Raw genomic sequence first — 16,062 nt, 5'->3', positions numbered from 1 at the left:
GGCAACCCCCGGGTGCCCGGCGCAGCGACGGCCCGTCCCGTGCAGCGCCCGTCTCACCGTGCCGCGAGCACCACCCACACCGGCCCGCGGGCGAAGTTCAGCCGGTCCCCCGAAGGCGTGGTGAACGCCGTGCCGCCGTCGGCGGCCGGCCGGCTCCACCGGGCGTCATGGCCGCGGCCGTCCCGCAGCACCAGCGCGTTCCCGGACCCCACCGTCTCCGTATACGGCGAGACGCTGCCGGACCGGTCCTGGAACTCCGAGCCCCTGACCTCCACGTACTGCACCACCACGGTCGGCGCGCCGAGCCGGGCGCCGTCGGCGTCCCGCGCCGGAGCCCCGTCCATCGACACCAGCCAGCGCTCGTCCTCCGCCGACCAGGTGAAGGTGAAACGCGCCGACGGGAACTCCACCGTGTGCTCGTCGAGCGGCCGCCCTCCCTCAGGGGCGGGACCGAACCGGAAGCCGATGTCCCGCGGCTGATCCGCCTCCGGCGCCGCCTCCAGCGCCTGCTCCGGTCGCACATACAGGTTGTGCGGCGCCGCCCGGTCGCCGTCCCGTACGAACGCCCCCGGCGCATCCTGAGGCGTCACCGGGTACAGCGGAGCGTCCCCGATCAGGGGCAGCAGGGCCGACTGGGCGCCGGAGTACGCCAGCGCCGGGCGGCCGAACTGCCGCAGCAGTTCGATGTCCGACTCCCGCGCGCTGCGCACCGGTCCCACCGAGGGCGGCTGCTCGGAGGAGTACACGGCCAGCAGGCGGCTCAGCCCCGCCTCGACCTGCTCCACGTACACGATGTCCGCGGCGGCCAGCCCGGTCTGCGGCCGCGCCGCCTGCACATTGTCGATCTTGACGGCGAGCACCGGACCCGGCTCCGCCGTCACCCCGGTGAACGGGGACACGACCGGCTGCTCGGAGGGCTTGGGGTCCGGGTCGCCCGCCGTGCAGCCGAAAAGCGCCGCACAGGCGACCACGCACGCCGCCACGGCCGACTTCACACCGCCGCTCCGGCGCCCCCTGCGTGTCCTCGTGCCCATCGGCCCAACTCCCTGTCCGATAATCCAGTGGACCACACCGTCGGCACTCGGGCCCTGCGGACGCCGGGCCGACCCATAAGGCCCTGGTGCACGGGCTCCCGCGGAGGAAGGCTGACAGCACCTGCTCCGCACCGGTCAGCCCACCCTCTCGGAGGCATGCATGCGCGAGACCGCCGCACCGTCCGCAGCCGCACCGGGCGCGTCCGATGCCCCGCCCCCGGCCGACGCCCTGCCCGACGACGAGCTCAACGCCCTGAACGCCCACTGGCGTGCGGCCAACTACCTGGCCGCCGGTCAGATCTATCTGATGGACAATCCGCTGCTGGAGCAGCCGCTGCGGCCCGAACACGTCAAGCCCCGGCTGCTCGGCCACTGGGGCACCTCGCCCGGCCTGAACCTGATCCACACCCACCTCAACCGGGTGATCCGCACAAACTGCCGGGACGTGCTGTGCATCTGGGGGCCCGGCCACGGCGGCCCCGCCGTCCTCGCCGGCAGCTGGCTGGACGGCTCCTACACCCGGACGTACCCCGACGTGACCCGGGACGCCGCCGGCATGGCGCGGCTCTTCCGGCAGTTCTCCTTCCCCGGCGGGGTGCCCAGCCATGTCGCCCCCGAGACGCCCGGCTCCATCCACGAAGGCGGCGAACTGGGCTACGCCCTCTCCCACGCCTACGGCGCCGCACTGGACAACCCCGATCTCCTGGTCGCCTGCGTCATCGGCGACGGGGAGGCGGAGACCGGCCCGCTGGCCGCCTCCTGGCACTCCAACAAGTTCCTCGACCCCGTCCACGACGGAGCGGTGCTGCCGATCCTCCACCTCAACGGATACAAGATCGCCAACCCCGCCGTGCTCGCCCGGCTGCCCGAAACCGAGCTGGACGAACTGCTGCGCGGCTGCGGGCACCTCCCGATCCACGTCAGCGGAGACGAACCGCTCGCCGTGCACCGCGCCCTGGCGGCGGCCCTCGACCGGTCGCTGGAGCTCATCGAGCGGATCCAGCGCACCGCCCGCGCCGAAGGCGGCGTCGAACGGCCCCGCTGGCCGTTGATCGTGCTGCGCACCCCCAAGGGGTGGACCGGCCCCGCCGAAGTCGACGGGCTGCCCGTCGAAGGCACCTGGCGCTCCCACCAGGTGCCCCTGGCCGGGGTCCGCGAGAACGCGGACCATCTGCGGCAGCTGGAGGAATGGCTGCGCTCCTACCGCCCCGAGGAGCTGTTCGACGCCGAAGGCCGCCCCCGGCCCGACGTACTGGCCTGCGTCCCCGACGGCGACCGGCGGCTGGGCGCCACCCCGTACGCCAACGGCGGCCTGCTGCTGCGCGAGCTGCCGCTGCCGCCGTTGGAGCGGTACGCGGCGCCCGTCGACAAACCCGGAGCCACCCGCCACGAGCCGACCGCCGTCCTCGGGAACTATCTCGAAGAGCTGATGGCCGCGACCGCAGGCCGCCGCGACTTCCGCCTCGTCGGCCCCGACGAGACCGCCTCCAACCGCCTCCAGGCCGTCTACGGGGCGACCGGGAAGGCCTGGCAGGCCGCCGTCCGCCCGGTCGACGAACACCTCGACCGGCACGGTCGGGTGATGGAGATCCTGTCCGAACACACCTGCCAGGGCTGGCTGGAGGGCTACCTCCTCACCGGCCGCCATGGACTGTTCTCCTGCTACGAGGCCTTCGTCCACCTCGTCGACTCGATGGTCAACCAGCACATCAAGTGGCTGCGGGTGACCCGCCGGCTGCCCTGGCGGCGCCCGATCGCGTCCCTCAACTATCTGCTCACCTCGCATGTGTGGAGGCAGGACCACAACGGCTTCTCCCACCAGGACCCCGGATTCATCGACCACGTCCTCAACAAGGCCCCGGAAGTCGTCCGCGTCTACCTCCCGCCCGACGCCAACACCCTGCTCTGCGTCGCCGACCGCGTGCTGCGCAGCCGCGACCGCGTCAACGTCGTGGTCGCCGGAAAACAGCCCTGCTTCGACTGGCTGACGCCCGAACAGGCCCGCGCCCACTGCGCACGCGGCGTCGGCATCTGGCACTGGGCGGGCACCGAGGACGGCCACCGCGACCCCGACGTGGTGCTGGCCTGCGCCGGGGACGTCCCCACCCAGGAGGTCCTGGCCTGCGCCCTGCTGCTGCGCCGCCATCTGCCGGACCTCGCCGTGCGCGTCGTCAACGTCGTCGACCTGGCCCGGCTGCTGCCCCGCGAGGAACACCCCCACGGCATGACCGACGCCGAGTACGACGCGCTGTTCACCCGCGAGAAGCCGGTCATCTTCGCCTACCACGGCTATCCGTGGCTGATTCACCGCCTGGCCTACCGGCGTGTCGGGCACCCCCAGCTCCATGTCCGGGGATACAAGGAGATCGGCACCACGACGACCCCCTTCGACATGGTCGTCGGCAACGACCTCGACCGCTTCCGGCTCGTCATGGACGTCGTCGACCGTGTGCCGGGGCTCGCGGTGCGCGCCGCCGCCGTACGACAGCACATGGAGGACGCCCGCACCCGGCACCACGCTTGGATCCGCGAGCACGGCCAGGATCTTCCCGAGGTCCTGGACTGGTCCTGGACCGGCTGACCGCCCGGCCCGGGCATCCGCCCGGAAGGCCACGGGAGGGCACCCGACGATGACGGACCCGACGCAGGAGGAGCGGGAGGAGGGCGCGGACCGGCTGTACGAGATGCTGCGCAGCCGCGGCTATCTCAAGGCCCTGGCACTCTGCGCCCTGATCGGAGTGCCGGTCTCGCTGGCCGCCTTCTGGTTCCTGGTCGGGCTGCACGAACTCGAGGGCGTGCTGTGGAGCGACCTGCCCGAGGCGCTCGGCTACGAGACGCCGCCGTGGTGGTGGCCGCTGCCGCTGCTGACGATCGCCGGCGCCGTCGTCGGGGTGACGGCGGCCCGGTTGTACGGCGGCGGCGGGCACGTTCCGGCGGAGGGCCTGAAAGTGGGGGGCGCGTCGCACCGAGCGCTCCCCGGAGTGGTGCTCGCCGCGTTCGCGAGCCTGCCGTTCGGGGCGGTCCTGGGCCCGGAGGCCCCGCTGATCGCACTCGGCGGGGGACTGGCCGTCCTGGCCGGACGCCTGGCGCGGGCGCCGGAGACTCCGCGCAGCACGGCGCTGCTGGGCGCGGCCGGCTCGGCCTCCGCGATCTCCGCGATCTTCGGCAACCCGCTCATCGGCGGCGTGCTGCTGATCGAGATCGCGGGGGTGGCGGGGCCGCAGCTGGTCGCCGTGATGCTGCCCGCGCTGCTCTCCAGCGGCATCGGCTACCTCGTGTTCACCGGCTTCGGCCGGTGGACCGGTCTCAACACGGGCAGCCTGTCGCTGAACCTGTCCTCCCAGGCGCCCCGGCTCGACGCCGGGGACGTGCTGTGGTCGTTCCTGCTCGCCGTGGCCATCGGCGCCGTGGTCCACGGGGTGTTCGCCGTCGCCCGGCCGGTGGCGGCGTTCGTCTCCGCACAGTTGCCCGCACGGTCCGCCGCCTGCGCGCTGGCGGCCGGAGGCTGCGCGGCCCTCTACACGCTGATCACCGATCGCACACCCGTGGAGGTCGCCTCGTCCGGGCAGGCGACGATGTCCGAGCTGGCCGCCGACCCGCATGCCTGGAGCGTGGGAGCACTGGTGGCCGTGCTGGCGTTCAAGACCGCCGCGTATGTGCTCAGCCTGGGGGCCCTCAGGGGCGGTCCGGTCTTCCCGGCGCTGTTCCTGGGCGCCGCCGCCGGCGTGCTGTGCGCGCCGCTGCCCGGCCTGGGCGTTGTGCCGGGCATGGCGGCGGGCATGGCCGCCACGGCGGCGGCCGTGCTGCGCCTGCCGGTCAGCAGCAGCATCCTCGTGGTGCTGCTGCTGGGCAGCGCGGAGATGATCCCGGTGGTGATCCTGGCCGCCGTGACCGCGCTGGTCGCCGTCGAACTGTTGCACGCTCCGCGGCGCGCCGCGAAGCGCTGACCGGTCGCCGGCCCCCGGTACGGCGATATCCTCGGCACTGGGCGCACCGAAGGCGGCCGGCTCGCCCCGGGGCCGCCAGGGCCGCCTCGAGTCCATCCAGGGAGCGACGCCATGCGCATGCACTGGGATGAGTTCCTGAAGGCCGTACAGGAACGCGGCGAGTACCCCTCGCGGGACGAGGCCGAGCGCGCGACCCGCGTGGTGCTCGGGCTGCTGGGCGCACATCTGGTGGGGGAGGTGCGCAACGAACTGGCGGGCCGTCTCCCGGAGACGCTCGCGATCGTGCTGCTCAACCCTCTCCAGGCGCACGAGCCGCTGTCCGCCGAGCGGTTCATCAGAGCCACCGCGGCCTGGATCGAGGGGGCCAGCGAGCAGACGGCGACCTGGGACGTCGGCGCCGTACTCAGCGTGGTGGCGGACACGGCCGGGGACGATCTGACGAGCCGCGTCCTCATCCAGCTCCCTCCGGGATACGACCTGCTGTTCGGCCGTCCGCAGGCATCCTGACCGCCCAGCCCGCCTCACCGTCACCTCAGGTAAGGGGTGCCCGGGGAGCCTTGTCCGGTGCGCTGAGGGCGTCCGTCACCCGGCCCGTCCCCGAGGCGCTGGTGCTCCGGCGCGGCGACGGCGGCTGGACGCCGGCGGCCGGCAGCGGCGGATCACGGCAGAAACGGCCGCAGCCGCTCGTGCAGATGCGCCAGATTCCGTATGTCCTCCCATGAGGCGAACTCATGGTCGGCGTAGTCAAATCCGGGTGTGACCACCTCCGCGACCAGCGCGTGCGACGCGCCGTCGACCAGGCGGGACCCCTTCCACACCCCTCCCGGGACAAGCAGGAACGTACACCCGGCCGCGTCGAGGACGACCCGCTCGGCGCAGCCCTCGCCGGTCAGGGTCAGATACTCGGCAGGCCCGCCGTCGATGAGGAAGTGAAGGATGTCGCTGCGGTTGCGGTGCAGCCGCCCGCACGGCCGCTCCCGGGTGAGCAGATAGTGGATGGACGTGGCGAGCGGCCGTTCTCCGCCCGGCACGGCGACCGTCCGGGAACTGGTGTAGATCCGCCGGTAGTAGCCCCCTTCGGGGTGCGGCTCCAGCCCCAGCTCCCGCCTCCAGTCCCGCACCGCGCCCGCCGCCCTTCCCGGTGTCACGTCCCGCCACGAAGCCTAGCGTCGGGCCGGCCGCTCCTCCCGCCCGTACGAGAGTCGCGGCCGTGCGGTTGGCGCGGTCAGGCGGTGACGGCCGTGCGAGCGGGCTCGGTTTCGCCGTCGCCCGTCGGGGCGGGCGTGTCGGTGGTGGACGAGGGGGACGTGCGGCGGATCGCCAGGCCGACCATGGCCACGCCGATGACCAGCGCGAACGCCATACCGGCCAGGGCGAAGCTCAGGGTGTACTGGCTCTCGGAGGGCAGCGCGGGGACCCCGGGGGGCAGGTTGTCGAGCGTTCTGGAGGCGAGCAGCGAGGTGATGACCGCGCTGCCGATCGCGCTGCCGGTGGAGCGGGAGATGGAGTTGATGCCGTTGGCGATGCCGGTCTGGTGGTGGGGGACGCCGGCCACGATCAGGGCGGGCATCGCGGCGTAGCCGAAGCTGATGGCGACGCCGACGACCATGCCGGCCAGGATCACCGACGCGGTGGTGTCGTGGGCGAGGGTCAGCCAGGCGAAACCGACCACGCCGAAGACGCCGCCGGCGGCGAGGGTGGAACGCGCGCCGATGCGGCGTACCAGCACGCCTCCGAGCTGGGCGGCGACGAGCGAGACGAGGGCGGAGGGCAGCAGGTAGACGACGGAGGCGCGCAGGACGGAGGCGCCGAAGCCGTAGCCGGCGATCTCGGCGGGGGTCTGGACGAGATAGGAGACGCCGATGAACTGGGAGAGCATGGCGAACCCGACGAGCAGTCCGGCGAGGTTGGTGAACAGCACCGGGCGGTGGACGAACATCTTCATGTCGACCAGGGGGTCGTGGACCCTGCGCTCGACGACGACCCAGATGACGGTCGTGACGGCCGCGGCGGCGAAGAGTGCGAGCGTGCGGGCCGAGGTCCAGCCCCAGCTGTGGCCCTGCGAGACGGGCAGCAGGAACAGGACGAGCAGCAGGGCGAGACCGGCTGCGCCGAGCCAGTCGGTCCGCCCGCCCGTCCGGGCGCGGGGCGCGGGCACTGCGACCGCGACCGCGATGAGCGCGGCGGTGGCGAGCGCCGCGGCCAGCCAGAAGACCTGGTGGTAGTCGGGGTGCGCACCCTGGCTTAGGAGTCCGGCGCTCACCAGCGCGAGGCCGCTGCCGAACCCGAGCGTTCCGCTGACCAGGGCCATGGCGCCGGGCAGCCGCGCGGGTTCGACCTCCGCGCGCAGCACGGACAGCGCGAGCGGGAAGATCGCGGTGGCGGCGCCCTGCATCACGCGGGCCACGATGAGCCACAGCATGGAACTCGTGGTCGCGGCGAGCACGGATCCGGCGACCATCACCACCAGCACACCGAGCAGGGTCGGCTTCGTGCCGTGCTGGTCGCCGAAACGGCCCAGGAGCGGCGTGAAGACCGCGGCCGACAGCAGCGTGGCGGTCGTGACCCAGCTGACCTGGGCAGTGGTGGCGCCGAGGTCGTTCTGGATGACGCCGAGGATCGGGATGACCAGGGTCTGCATCATCGACACGACCATGGCGGCGAGGCCCAGCACCAGGACGAGGCTGAGGCTGCCGGTGCGGCGATCCGGCGCGGCGGCAAGGGAGGACTTCACGGTCTTCTTTCCGGTGGAGGGTTGCCCGAAGGATGGACGCATCTATGGTCGAGGAGTCAAACCATTGAGAAGCTCGATGCTTGAGGACATCAAACAATGAGAGCTGGCGGATGTCAAAGGTTGAGGGCATCAAGTGTTTGCGGTACCCTCGGCCTATGCCGCCCATCCCGTCCAAGGCGCAGCTCATGGAACTGCTCGCCCATTCGGTCAGTACGCACTACGCCGACTTCACGGCCGCCGCCGCCGACACGGGCCTTACCTCCAGTCAGGCGAAGACCCTGACGGTCCTGCGCCGCGCACCCGCGTCGATGCGCTCGCTCGCGGACACCCTCGCCTGCGACGCGTCGAACATGACCGGGATCATCGACCGGCTCGAAAAGCGCGACCTGGTCCGCCGCGAGGTCAGCGCCACCGACCGCCGGGTGAAGAACGTCGCCCTCACCGAGGCGGGGGAGAAGGTGATCGACACGATCCGCGAGCGGATGGAACGGACGCAGACCGGCCTTGACCAGCTGTCCGACGAGGAGCGCACCGAACTCTTCCGCCTGCTGACGGTCGTCTTCCCGCACTGATACGCGGAGTCAGCGCACCGGCCCGGCCCCGCCGCCCAGTGCGGCGATCTCCGCGGCCGACGCGTTGCCGCCCGTGCACACCACCGCCACCCGCTGCCCCGCGAATCCCTCCGGGTCGGCCAGCACGGCCGCCAGTCCGGCCGCCCCCGCCCCCTCCGCCAGAGTGTGCGCATGGCTGGCCAGCAGCCGCTGCGCAGCGAAGATCTGCTCGTCGGAGACCAGCCGGAACTCGGCGAGATGCGTGCGCAGCAGCCGCTGCGGCAGCACGAACCCCCGCCCCGTGGCCAGCCCCTCTGCCGCGGTCCTGTCCGGCCGCTCCACACAGCCGCCGGCCCGCCATGAATCGTGCGCCGCGGGCGCGGCGGACGACTGGACGGCGATCACCCGGCAGCCGGGCGCGAGTTCCGCGGCCACGATGCCCGCCGCCGCGGCCCCGGTGCCGCTGCCGACCGGCACCACGACGGCGTCGAGCCCGCGCCGGGCCTCGAAGATCTCCACATAGGCGGTGCCGACCCCGGCCAGCAGAGCAGGCGTGTCCCCGGGGCTGACCAGCCGGCAGCCGCCGTCGGCGGCGAGCTTCTCGGCCCGTTCCTGCGCCTCGGCCATGTCCGCGCCGTGCAGCACCGCGGACGCCCCCAGCGCGCGCACCGCACGCACCTTCTCCGCACTGGCCGAGGAGGGCATCACCACCGTGCAGGGGGCGCCGTACGCGGCACAGGCGTACGCCAGCGACTGCGCATGGTTGCCCGTGGAGTAGGTGACCAGCCCCTCGGCCCGCTGCGCGGGGGTCATCCCGGCGAGCAGGGTCAGCCCGCCGCGGACCTTGAACGCCCCGATCGGCTGGACGTTCTCGTGTTTCACGAAGACCGTCGCTCCGGTCGCATGGTCCAGCGCGGGATAGGACCACATCGGCGTCACGGGCAGCCGGGCCGCCAGCAACTCCCGGGCGGCCAGCACATCGGCATAGGTGGGTTCGCATTCCATGCCGTCATCGTCTCGGCCGCCGTCTCATAGGTCCAATGCCATTTCTCACACTCACCCATCAACCAGATTGATAGATTCGGGGGATGCTCGACACCAACCGGCTCCGCGTGCTCGCGGCGGTCGCCCGGCACGGCTCGGTCACCGCCGCGGCGCGGGAGCTGAACTACTCCCAGCCTGCGGTCAGCCACCATCTGGCGAGGCTGGAGACCGAGACCGGAAGCCGCCTCGTCCAGCGCGTGGGCCGCGGCATCCGGCTCACCGACGCGGGACGGCTGCTGGCCGAGCGTGCGGAGGAGATCCTGGGCCGCCTCGACGCGGCAGAGGCCGAACTCGCCGCGCACACCGGGCTGCGCGCCGGCCGCGTGCGACTGGCAGCCTTCCCCTCGGCGCTCGGCACCTTCGTCCCACCGGCCGCCGCCGCCTTCACCGTCGCCCACCCCGGCGTCGAACTGCGCTTCACCGAAGCCGAACCGCCCGACGCCGTACGGCTGCTGCGCGCGGGCGAGGTCGACGTCGCCCTGCTCTTCAGCTACCCGGACGCCCTGACCCCGGACGACGCGCTGCGCCGCACCCCGCTGCTCACCGAGCCGATCTGCCTCGTCACCCCCGCCGGCCTGCCCGGCGACACCCTCGCCGACCACGCCGACCGCCGGTGGATCACCGGCTGCGAGCGCTGCCGACGGCATCTGCTGCGCTCCTGCGCCGCCGCCGGCTTCACCCCCGACATCGCCTTCACCACCGACGACTACGTCGCAGTACAGGCGCTCGTTGCCGCCGGACTGGGCGTCACCACCCTGCCGGCCCTGGCCCTGGCCGCCCAGCGCAACCCGTCGGTGCGGGCGGTGCGCCTGCCCGGCTGCGAACGGGCCGTCAGCGCAGCCGTCCACGGTGACGCGCCCGACCCGCCCGCGACCACCGCGCTCCTGGAACACCTCACACACGCCGCGGCGGCGGCCCGCGTCCCATGACCGCCGCAGCCCGCCGTCGACAGCGGCTACTCGCTGTGTTCGGCCCGCTCGCAGACGGGACAGACGATCCGCCGGCCCGGCAGGTCCGCGCTGCTCTTGCCCAGCCCGTGAGGCTGATGCACCTCGCGCTTCTCGATGCGGACATGCGCGGAGCACAACCCCGCACCGCACTGGGAGCAGACCGCCTCGGCGGGATTCGTCGTCCCGGACACCCGCCGGCACTCATAGCAGTTCATGCTCGACCTCCGTTGCCGCACCGCCGCCGCTGCCACATCAGCACTTCCCGCACCGGCCGCCGCCCACCGCAGCGAAGGCGGCTCTCCCGGCAGCGCGCCGGGTACCCGCCCCCACCGGAAGGAAAACCCCGCCCGGCGGCGACAGCCGCTACACCGGGATCCGCACCGTCTGAGCCCACCCCGGGGCCGCAGGCGCTCCCGACCCGATCAATGCCGCGACCACACGGCACGACGACGGCGCCTCCTGCGGCCACGGCGTCAGCCCGTCGGTGAGGACGATCACCACATCGGGCCGCTCCCGCACCCCCAGCGCGGCCGCGATGCCCACGCGCATATCGGTTCCGCCGCCGCCGCTCAGAGTGACCTGCTCGGCGGCGACCACCCGGGACACGGCCTGCACATCGGCGTCGCAGGCCAGCACCGACACCCGGTTGCCGCCCACCCCGACCTCCCGCAGCACCCCGGTGATCTCCGCCATCGCCGCGGCCAGTTCGTCGTCCCCCATCGAACCGGAGGTGTCGACGACGACCGCCGCCCGCGGCAGCGGCCGACGCAGGCTGGGCAGTACGACGCCGCGCATCGCGGACGTGCGGCGGGACGGCCTGCGATACGTGTAGTCGACCGCGCCGCCGGCCCACGCCACGGCCTCCCGCACCGCTCCGCGCAGCACCCGCCGCCAGTCGACGGCAGGCTCGAGGACCTGCTCCGCCCAGCGCCGCCACCCGGCCGGCAGACTGCCCCGGCCCCGCTGGTGCGCGCGCATCGCCTCCGCCGTATGACGCCTGAGCGCATCCGCCTCGACCGGCCCGAGCCGCGCCGGCCCGCCCGGCCCGTCGTGCTCCCAGGGCGCCGGCCGCCCGTGCGCGCCCGACCCGCAGTCGGGCGCGCCCACCTCGGACGGCAGCGCCCCGACGTAGGCCTCGAACAGCTGCCCGTCCGGCAGGCCGAACAGTCGCGGCTCCAGCCGGCCCGCCGGCAGCGGCAGCCCGTCGGCCAGCAGATCGTCGTTGATCTCGCAGTCCTGGGCCACATTCACCCGGTACCGGTCACGCTGCTGCTCCGCCGGCAGCCGCATGGCGCGGCCGTGGTGGTCGCGCAGCAGATGCGCCGCCTCATGCACCCAGACGGCCGCCAGCTCCGCCACCGGCGTCTCCGCGACGAACAGCGGCGACACATAGCACCGCCAGTGCCGGTCCACGCCCATCGTCGGCACGTCCCTGCAGACCACGACGGTCATCGCGAACAGCGCCGCCGCCAGATACGGCCGGTCGTTCGCCGCCCGGTAGCGGGCGGCGAGCAGCTTCGTCATATCCATCGGTGTGCCGCCGGACCCCGTCGCGTCCCCCGCCGCCATCGCCGCCATGCCCTCACGCCCCCTGTCCCGCGCGCCCCGGCCGTGCCTGCCGTCGCTCAGCGGCCGCCCGGCAGCGCACCGGACGCGGCGAGCAGCTCCACGAAGGCGTCGATGCCCGGCGGCACCGGCCAGTCCGCCTCGCGCATCGCGGCCAGATCCATGGCCGCCTGCGCCGCCACGTCCGGTGCGCCCGCGTCGACGGCCTTGGCCAGCACCGCCCACCCGGCCTCCCAGCGGGGCCGGGTCGGTTCGCTCCGCACGGCGGAGACCACCGCGATCAGGAACGCCAGCCGCCGGTCTCCGCGTTCGGGCAGGGCGAACGCCTCGGGATCCGCCAGCACCCGGTCGGGGTCCGGCAGATCGAGATGCTCCAGATACGACAGCAGCTCGATGCCCGCGCCGTCCCCGACCGCTCCCGTGAGCGCGGCGGCCGTCGCCTCGCGACCCGCCCCCGTGGCGTAGCTCGCGGCGAGCAGCCGCAGCGCCATCTCCCAGGTCCGGGGCGACGGCCACGCCCGCCCCCGGCTCTCCGCGTCTCCGGGCAGGGAGTGGACCAGGCCCGGCCGCGCCGTGAGGAAACCGGATATCGCCCCGCGGGCGCGGGCGACCGCCCCGGACGTCCTTCCGGGGTCCACGACGGGGACCGTCACCTCCGGCCAGGTGCCGGCCAGGCCGCGCGCCACCGTGCGCGGGTCGTGCGTCCACTCGAGATGGACGAACCGGTTCGCCAGCGGCGGGCTGAGATGCCATCCGTCCGCGGCACTGGACGGCGGATTGGCCGCGGCGACGATACGCACCGGCTCGGGCAGGGCGAGGCTGCCCACCCGGCGCTCCAGCACCACGCGCAGCAGCGCTGCCTGCACGGCCGGGGGAGCGGACGACAACTCGTCGAAGAACAGCAGCCCGTGCCCGGTGCGGGCGAGCCGGACCGCCCACTCGGGCGGCGCCATCGGCACACCCGACACGGCCGGGTCGTCACCGACGACCGGCAGCCCGGCGAAGTCGGACGGCTCGTGCACACTGGCGATGACGGTCTCCAGGTGCAGGCCGAGGCCTTCGGCGAGCTGCCCCAGACCGGCCGACTTGCCGATGCCGGGCTCACCCCACAGCAGCACGGGCTGATTGGCGGTCACCGCGAGCGCCAGCGCCTCCAGTTGGGCGCTGGCCGCAGGCTCCGTACGCGTGGTGCGCAGCTGCAGATCGAGGGCGTCGGCGGCGGCCAGCGGCCCCGGCGTCCGTCCGTCCGTGCTCATGCGTCCCCGTCCATGTTCCAGTCCGCGTCCCCGTCCTCGTCCATGTTCCAGTCCGCGCCCTTGCCTCTCCCGGCGTGCCACTCCTCCCACCAGTCGGCGCCGATGCCGGGATGCTCCCGCCGCACCCGCGCCCAGAGGAACCGCAGGTCGGTCCGCCCGTAGCGGCGGATGACCTGGGCCAGCGACAGCCCCAGCGGATCGGTCACATCGATCCTGGCCCCGGCCGCCACCAGCGCCTCGACCAGGCTCTTCGAGCCGCGCTCGCCGACCGCCGTGCACAGCGGCGTAAGGCCCTGCCGGTCCACGGCCTCCAGATCGAGCCCAGCCGCCAGCAGCCGCCGCAGCAGCGGCTCATGGTCCAGCAGGTGCAGCACATGCAGCAGGCTCCGCCCGGCGGCGTCCCGTATGCGCGGATCGACGCCCGCGTCCAGCAGCTCCAGCACTCCCGGAGTGTCGCCGTGCTGGACGCGCAGGAAGAACTCCCGCCGCTCCGCACGCAGCGCCTTCGGCAGTCGCCCGGCGCCCGACGTCCACGCCGCCTGGACGGCGAAACAGCCCGACACATCGCCCCCGAAGGCGCGCAGCGCCTGCTCCCGCCGCTGCTCCTCCTCGCTGTGCCGGCGCATGGCGAGGCCCCCGCCGCCGGAGGCCAGTTCATGCCACTCGCCGCGGCAGCGCACCCGGACCGGCCGCGGCGCAGCGGGCCCCGGCGGCCCCGGGGGCCCGTCATCGGCGGCACGGGAGGGGAACAGGGCGCCGGCGACCAGCGGATGCAGCCGTACGGGGTCGATCGCGCCGGTCCGCAGCAGCTCGATGTCGACAAGCCGCTGCCACAGCGCGTCGGGCAGCAGGGGCACGTCCGCGGCGTTCTTCCAGTCGAGGACGCGGACCCGCAGCCCGTCCGAGGGGCCGGGCCCGGCCGATTCCAGCAGCATGGCGCCGGACCAGTCGCGGTTGATCCGGAACCGGCCGCCGGCCCCCGCTTCCTCGAGCCGGCGGACCTCGGGCGCCAGCCGAGTGAGAGCGAGCGGAAGCCGCGCGAACACGTCTCTGGGAGTGTGGCTGCCCCAGTACCGCCGTGCGTTCGGAGGAGTGAGGTCCATCTCGATGCCGACGGCGTCGAAGGCCGCCTCGACCTCGCCCCGCTCGTGCAGCAGGGTGATCCACTCGGTGCGTGCCGCCGTGTCGCCGCCCCCGGGGTCGGCCGCAGGCAGGTCGTCGGGAGGCAGCAGGGTGCCGTTCGCACGGCAGAACGGAGCTCTGTCCGCGCCGCCGCCGCACCGCTCCCGCAGTTCGGCTGTGCGCCGGACGTCCCACAGGAAGCGCGCCGTCGTCCAGTTCTCGACCGTCGAGCGGGGGGAGTCGTCCTCGTGGCCGAGGGCTGCGAACCGCAGTGTGAGGCGCTGCGGCCCCTCTGTCATCGGGGGCAGGACGACCTGCAGATACGGCACGTCCGCGGGGTCCGAACCCGGCGCGCCGTACCCCGCGAGCAGGACGGTCCGGCCGGGCGCCAGGGTGGTGCGGCCGCCGAGCCCCCGGGGGAGGTGCCAGCGCAGCAGGTCCGGAGCGAAGTGCCGCAGGTCGTCCTCGAGGGCCGCGGCGGCTTCGGTCCCGTACCGCGCGGCGACGTCCGCGGGGCCGAAGGCGACGTCCATGGCGGCCGCGGCGCACGCGCCCTGCCAGTCACCGGCCGCGCGGCGCTCGGCCGTCCGCTCGATCATCCACCGCGGCACGGCGTGGCGGCGGATGCGCCCCCACGCCGCCACCGCATGGGGAGGCAGCGCCGTCACCGGTAGACACTTCCTATCGCGCGCAGATCGGGATGGGCCGGGGAGAGAGGCCGCAGCCGCCGGGTGAACGACCGCTTGACCTTGCGGGGCAGCCCCGGCCCCAGTCCCACGTACTCCAGCGGCGAGTCGTCCGGCACCGCCGCGAGCAGCTGCTTGGCCCCCCGGCCGGTCAGACCGGTGTGGCGCAGCTCCAGCCGTCGCAGCGGGCTCGCCGGGATGGCCCCGGCCAGTGCGTCGGCGCCCGCGTCGCCGTTGGTGTTCGCGGGAGCGTTCAGGCTGCGCTCCGAGGGCGGCCTGCCCAGATCGAGCGCCTCGATGCCGTCGAGCGCCGCAGCCAGTGCCTGTGCGCCGGACGGCCCGATGCCGTTGCCGCCGAGCCCGAGCCGCACCGGTCGGTCCGCCAGCCCCGCGGCCGCGTCGGCGAGCACGGCGACGCCGTCGTCCCCCAGATGGTTGGCGGGCAGATACAGCTCCCGCACGCCCGCGTCACGGATCAGGGCGGCCAGCAGCGGAGCGGCGTCGGCTCCCAGGCCGTTGCCGCCGAGGAAGAGCCGCTCCACCGGCCGCTGCCGCTCGGCCAGGACGGCCGTCAGAGCCCGCAACCCCCGAGCGGTGACACCGGTGTTGACCAGGTCCAGGGTGCGCAGCGCCGTGTTGTGCCCGAGCATGGCCGCCAGCGCCCGTACGCCCTCGTCGCCCACGGGGTTTCGCTTCAGCCACAGGGCGCGGACCGTCTCGTCCGAAGCCAGCGCTTCGGAGAGGGCGGCGGCCCCCTCGGGCCCGATGCGGTTGCAGCCCAGATAGACGGTGCGCAGCCCATGACCCGGCGTCAGCGACCGGGCGACCGTACGGGCTCCGTCGTCGCCGATGGCGTTGGTGCCGAGCAGAACGTGCTCCGCATGGGCGGATGCGGCCGCGGCCGGCATCAGCCGGGCCGCGCCCTGCGGACCGAGCCCCTGCTTGCACAGATCGACCCGCCGGTCGGCGCGCAGGGCGCCGACGGGGAAGACGGCGTCGGCGCGTACCGGACGGGGCGACGCCAGCCGCGCCAGCAGCGGACCGAGCGCCGCCGGATCGACGCGTGGGAGGTCGGGGTGCTCGATCGCGGGGCAGCGTACGGGCGTCGGCTGTGTCATCACCACTCCACCGGTCTGCGTCGCCGGCGCCCGGCGTTCGAGATCCTCATAGAA

Annotated in this window: 14 protein-coding genes; 5 read left to right on the top strand and 9 right to left on the bottom strand. The window is 73.8% G+C overall.

Annotated elements, in window-relative coordinates:
* Positions 1 to 53: 53 nt before the first annotated feature.
* Positions 54 to 1,034 carry a DUF3048 domain-containing protein gene (locus tag QCN29_RS27800; protein WP_279931607.1) on the bottom strand — a complete coding sequence of 327 codons (981 nt, stop codon included), beginning with the start codon at positions 1,032 to 1,034 and terminating at the stop codon, positions 54 to 56.
* A gap of 160 nt (positions 1,035 to 1,194) precedes the next feature.
* On the opposite strand from QCN29_RS27800, the gene QCN29_RS27795 reads away from it, so the two are divergent.
* The 3 genes from QCN29_RS27795 (at position 1,195) to QCN29_RS27785 (ending at position 5,488) form a co-directional block, all read left to right on the top strand.
* On the top strand, positions 1,195 to 3,615 hold the full coding sequence (locus QCN29_RS27795) for a phosphoketolase family protein (RefSeq protein WP_279931606.1): 2,421 nt from the start codon (positions 1,195 to 1,197) through the stop codon (positions 3,613 to 3,615).
* A gap of 49 nt (positions 3,616 to 3,664) precedes the next feature.
* Positions 3,665 to 4,981, top strand: coding sequence for a chloride channel protein (locus QCN29_RS27790; RefSeq protein WP_279931605.1), 1,317 nt, complete (start codon positions 3,665 to 3,667; stop codon positions 4,979 to 4,981).
* Between the two features lie 117 nt (positions 4,982 to 5,098).
* Positions 5,099 to 5,488, top strand: coding sequence for a DUF2267 domain-containing protein (locus tag QCN29_RS27785; protein WP_398860103.1), 390 nt, complete (start codon positions 5,099 to 5,101; stop codon positions 5,486 to 5,488).
* Between the two features lie 152 nt (positions 5,489 to 5,640).
* Here QCN29_RS27785 and QCN29_RS27780 read toward each other — a convergent pair whose 3' ends face one another.
* Together QCN29_RS27780 and QCN29_RS27775 are read right to left on the bottom strand one after the other, a co-directional pair.
* On the bottom strand, positions 5,641 to 6,129 hold the full coding sequence (locus QCN29_RS27780; protein ID WP_279931601.1) for a cupin domain-containing protein: 489 nt from the start codon (positions 6,127 to 6,129) through the stop codon (positions 5,641 to 5,643).
* Positions 6,130 to 6,206: 77 nt separating this feature from the next.
* The gene (locus QCN29_RS27775) at positions 6,207 to 7,715 is read right to left on the bottom strand and encodes an MFS transporter (RefSeq protein ID WP_279931599.1); all 1,509 of its coding nucleotides are present in this window, start codon (positions 7,713 to 7,715) and stop codon (positions 6,207 to 6,209) included.
* 155 nt (positions 7,716 to 7,870) lie between these two features.
* On the opposite strand from QCN29_RS27775, the gene QCN29_RS27770 reads away from it, so the two are divergent.
* Positions 7,871 to 8,287 (top strand): MarR family winged helix-turn-helix transcriptional regulator, encoded by a 417-nt coding sequence (locus QCN29_RS27770; protein ID WP_279931597.1) that lies wholly within the window; start codon positions 7,871 to 7,873, stop codon positions 8,285 to 8,287.
* A 9-nt stretch (positions 8,288 to 8,296) separates the two neighbouring features.
* Here the strand turns inward: QCN29_RS27770 and QCN29_RS27765 are convergent, their stop codons facing one another.
* Positions 8,297 to 9,271: a threonine ammonia-lyase gene (locus QCN29_RS27765; protein ID WP_279931596.1), complete on the bottom strand. Its 975-nt coding sequence runs from the start codon at positions 9,269 to 9,271 to the stop codon at positions 8,297 to 8,299.
* An 83-nt stretch (positions 9,272 to 9,354) separates the two neighbouring features.
* Between QCN29_RS27765 and QCN29_RS27760 the strand changes: the two genes are divergently transcribed.
* Positions 9,355 to 10,239 carry a LysR family transcriptional regulator gene (locus tag QCN29_RS27760; RefSeq protein ID WP_279931594.1) on the top strand — a complete coding sequence of 295 codons (885 nt, stop codon included), beginning with the start codon at positions 9,355 to 9,357 and terminating at the stop codon, positions 10,237 to 10,239.
* Between the two features lie 26 nt (positions 10,240 to 10,265).
* Here the strand turns inward: QCN29_RS27760 and QCN29_RS27755 are convergent, their stop codons facing one another.
* From QCN29_RS27755 to QCN29_RS27735, 5 genes are all read right to left on the bottom strand, one after another.
* Positions 10,266 to 10,475, bottom strand: a complete 210-nt coding sequence (locus tag QCN29_RS27755; protein WP_279931593.1) for a DUF2180 family protein — start codon at positions 10,473 to 10,475, stop codon at positions 10,266 to 10,268.
* A 148-nt stretch (positions 10,476 to 10,623) separates the two neighbouring features.
* The gene (locus QCN29_RS27750; protein WP_279931592.1) at positions 10,624 to 11,784 is read right to left on the bottom strand and encodes a vWA domain-containing protein; all 1,161 of its coding nucleotides are present in this window, start codon (positions 11,782 to 11,784) and stop codon (positions 10,624 to 10,626) included.
* Positions 11,785 to 11,885: 101 nt separating this feature from the next.
* Positions 11,886 to 13,082 (bottom strand): AAA family ATPase, encoded by a 1,197-nt coding sequence (locus tag QCN29_RS27745; protein ID WP_279931591.1) that lies wholly within the window; start codon positions 13,080 to 13,082, stop codon positions 11,886 to 11,888.
* The gene (locus QCN29_RS27740) at positions 13,079 to 14,872 is read right to left on the bottom strand and encodes an ankyrin repeat domain-containing protein (protein ID WP_279931589.1); all 1,794 of its coding nucleotides are present in this window, start codon (positions 14,870 to 14,872) and stop codon (positions 13,079 to 13,081) included. The genes QCN29_RS27745 and QCN29_RS27740 overlap by 4 nt, the downstream gene beginning before the upstream one ends.
* Positions 14,869 to 16,008, bottom strand: a complete 1,140-nt coding sequence (locus QCN29_RS27735; RefSeq protein WP_279931587.1) for a leucine-rich repeat domain-containing protein — start codon at positions 16,006 to 16,008, stop codon at positions 14,869 to 14,871. Before QCN29_RS27735 ends, QCN29_RS27740 begins: the two co-directional genes overlap by 4 nt.
* Positions 16,009 to 16,062: the final 54 nt, after the last annotated feature.

The organism is Streptomyces chengmaiensis, assembly GCF_029846775.1.
GTDB classification, from domain to species: Bacteria; Actinomycetota; Actinomycetes; order Streptomycetales; family Streptomycetaceae; genus Streptomyces; species Streptomyces chengmaiensis.
This window is presented reverse-complemented; position numbering and strand designations above follow the sequence as displayed.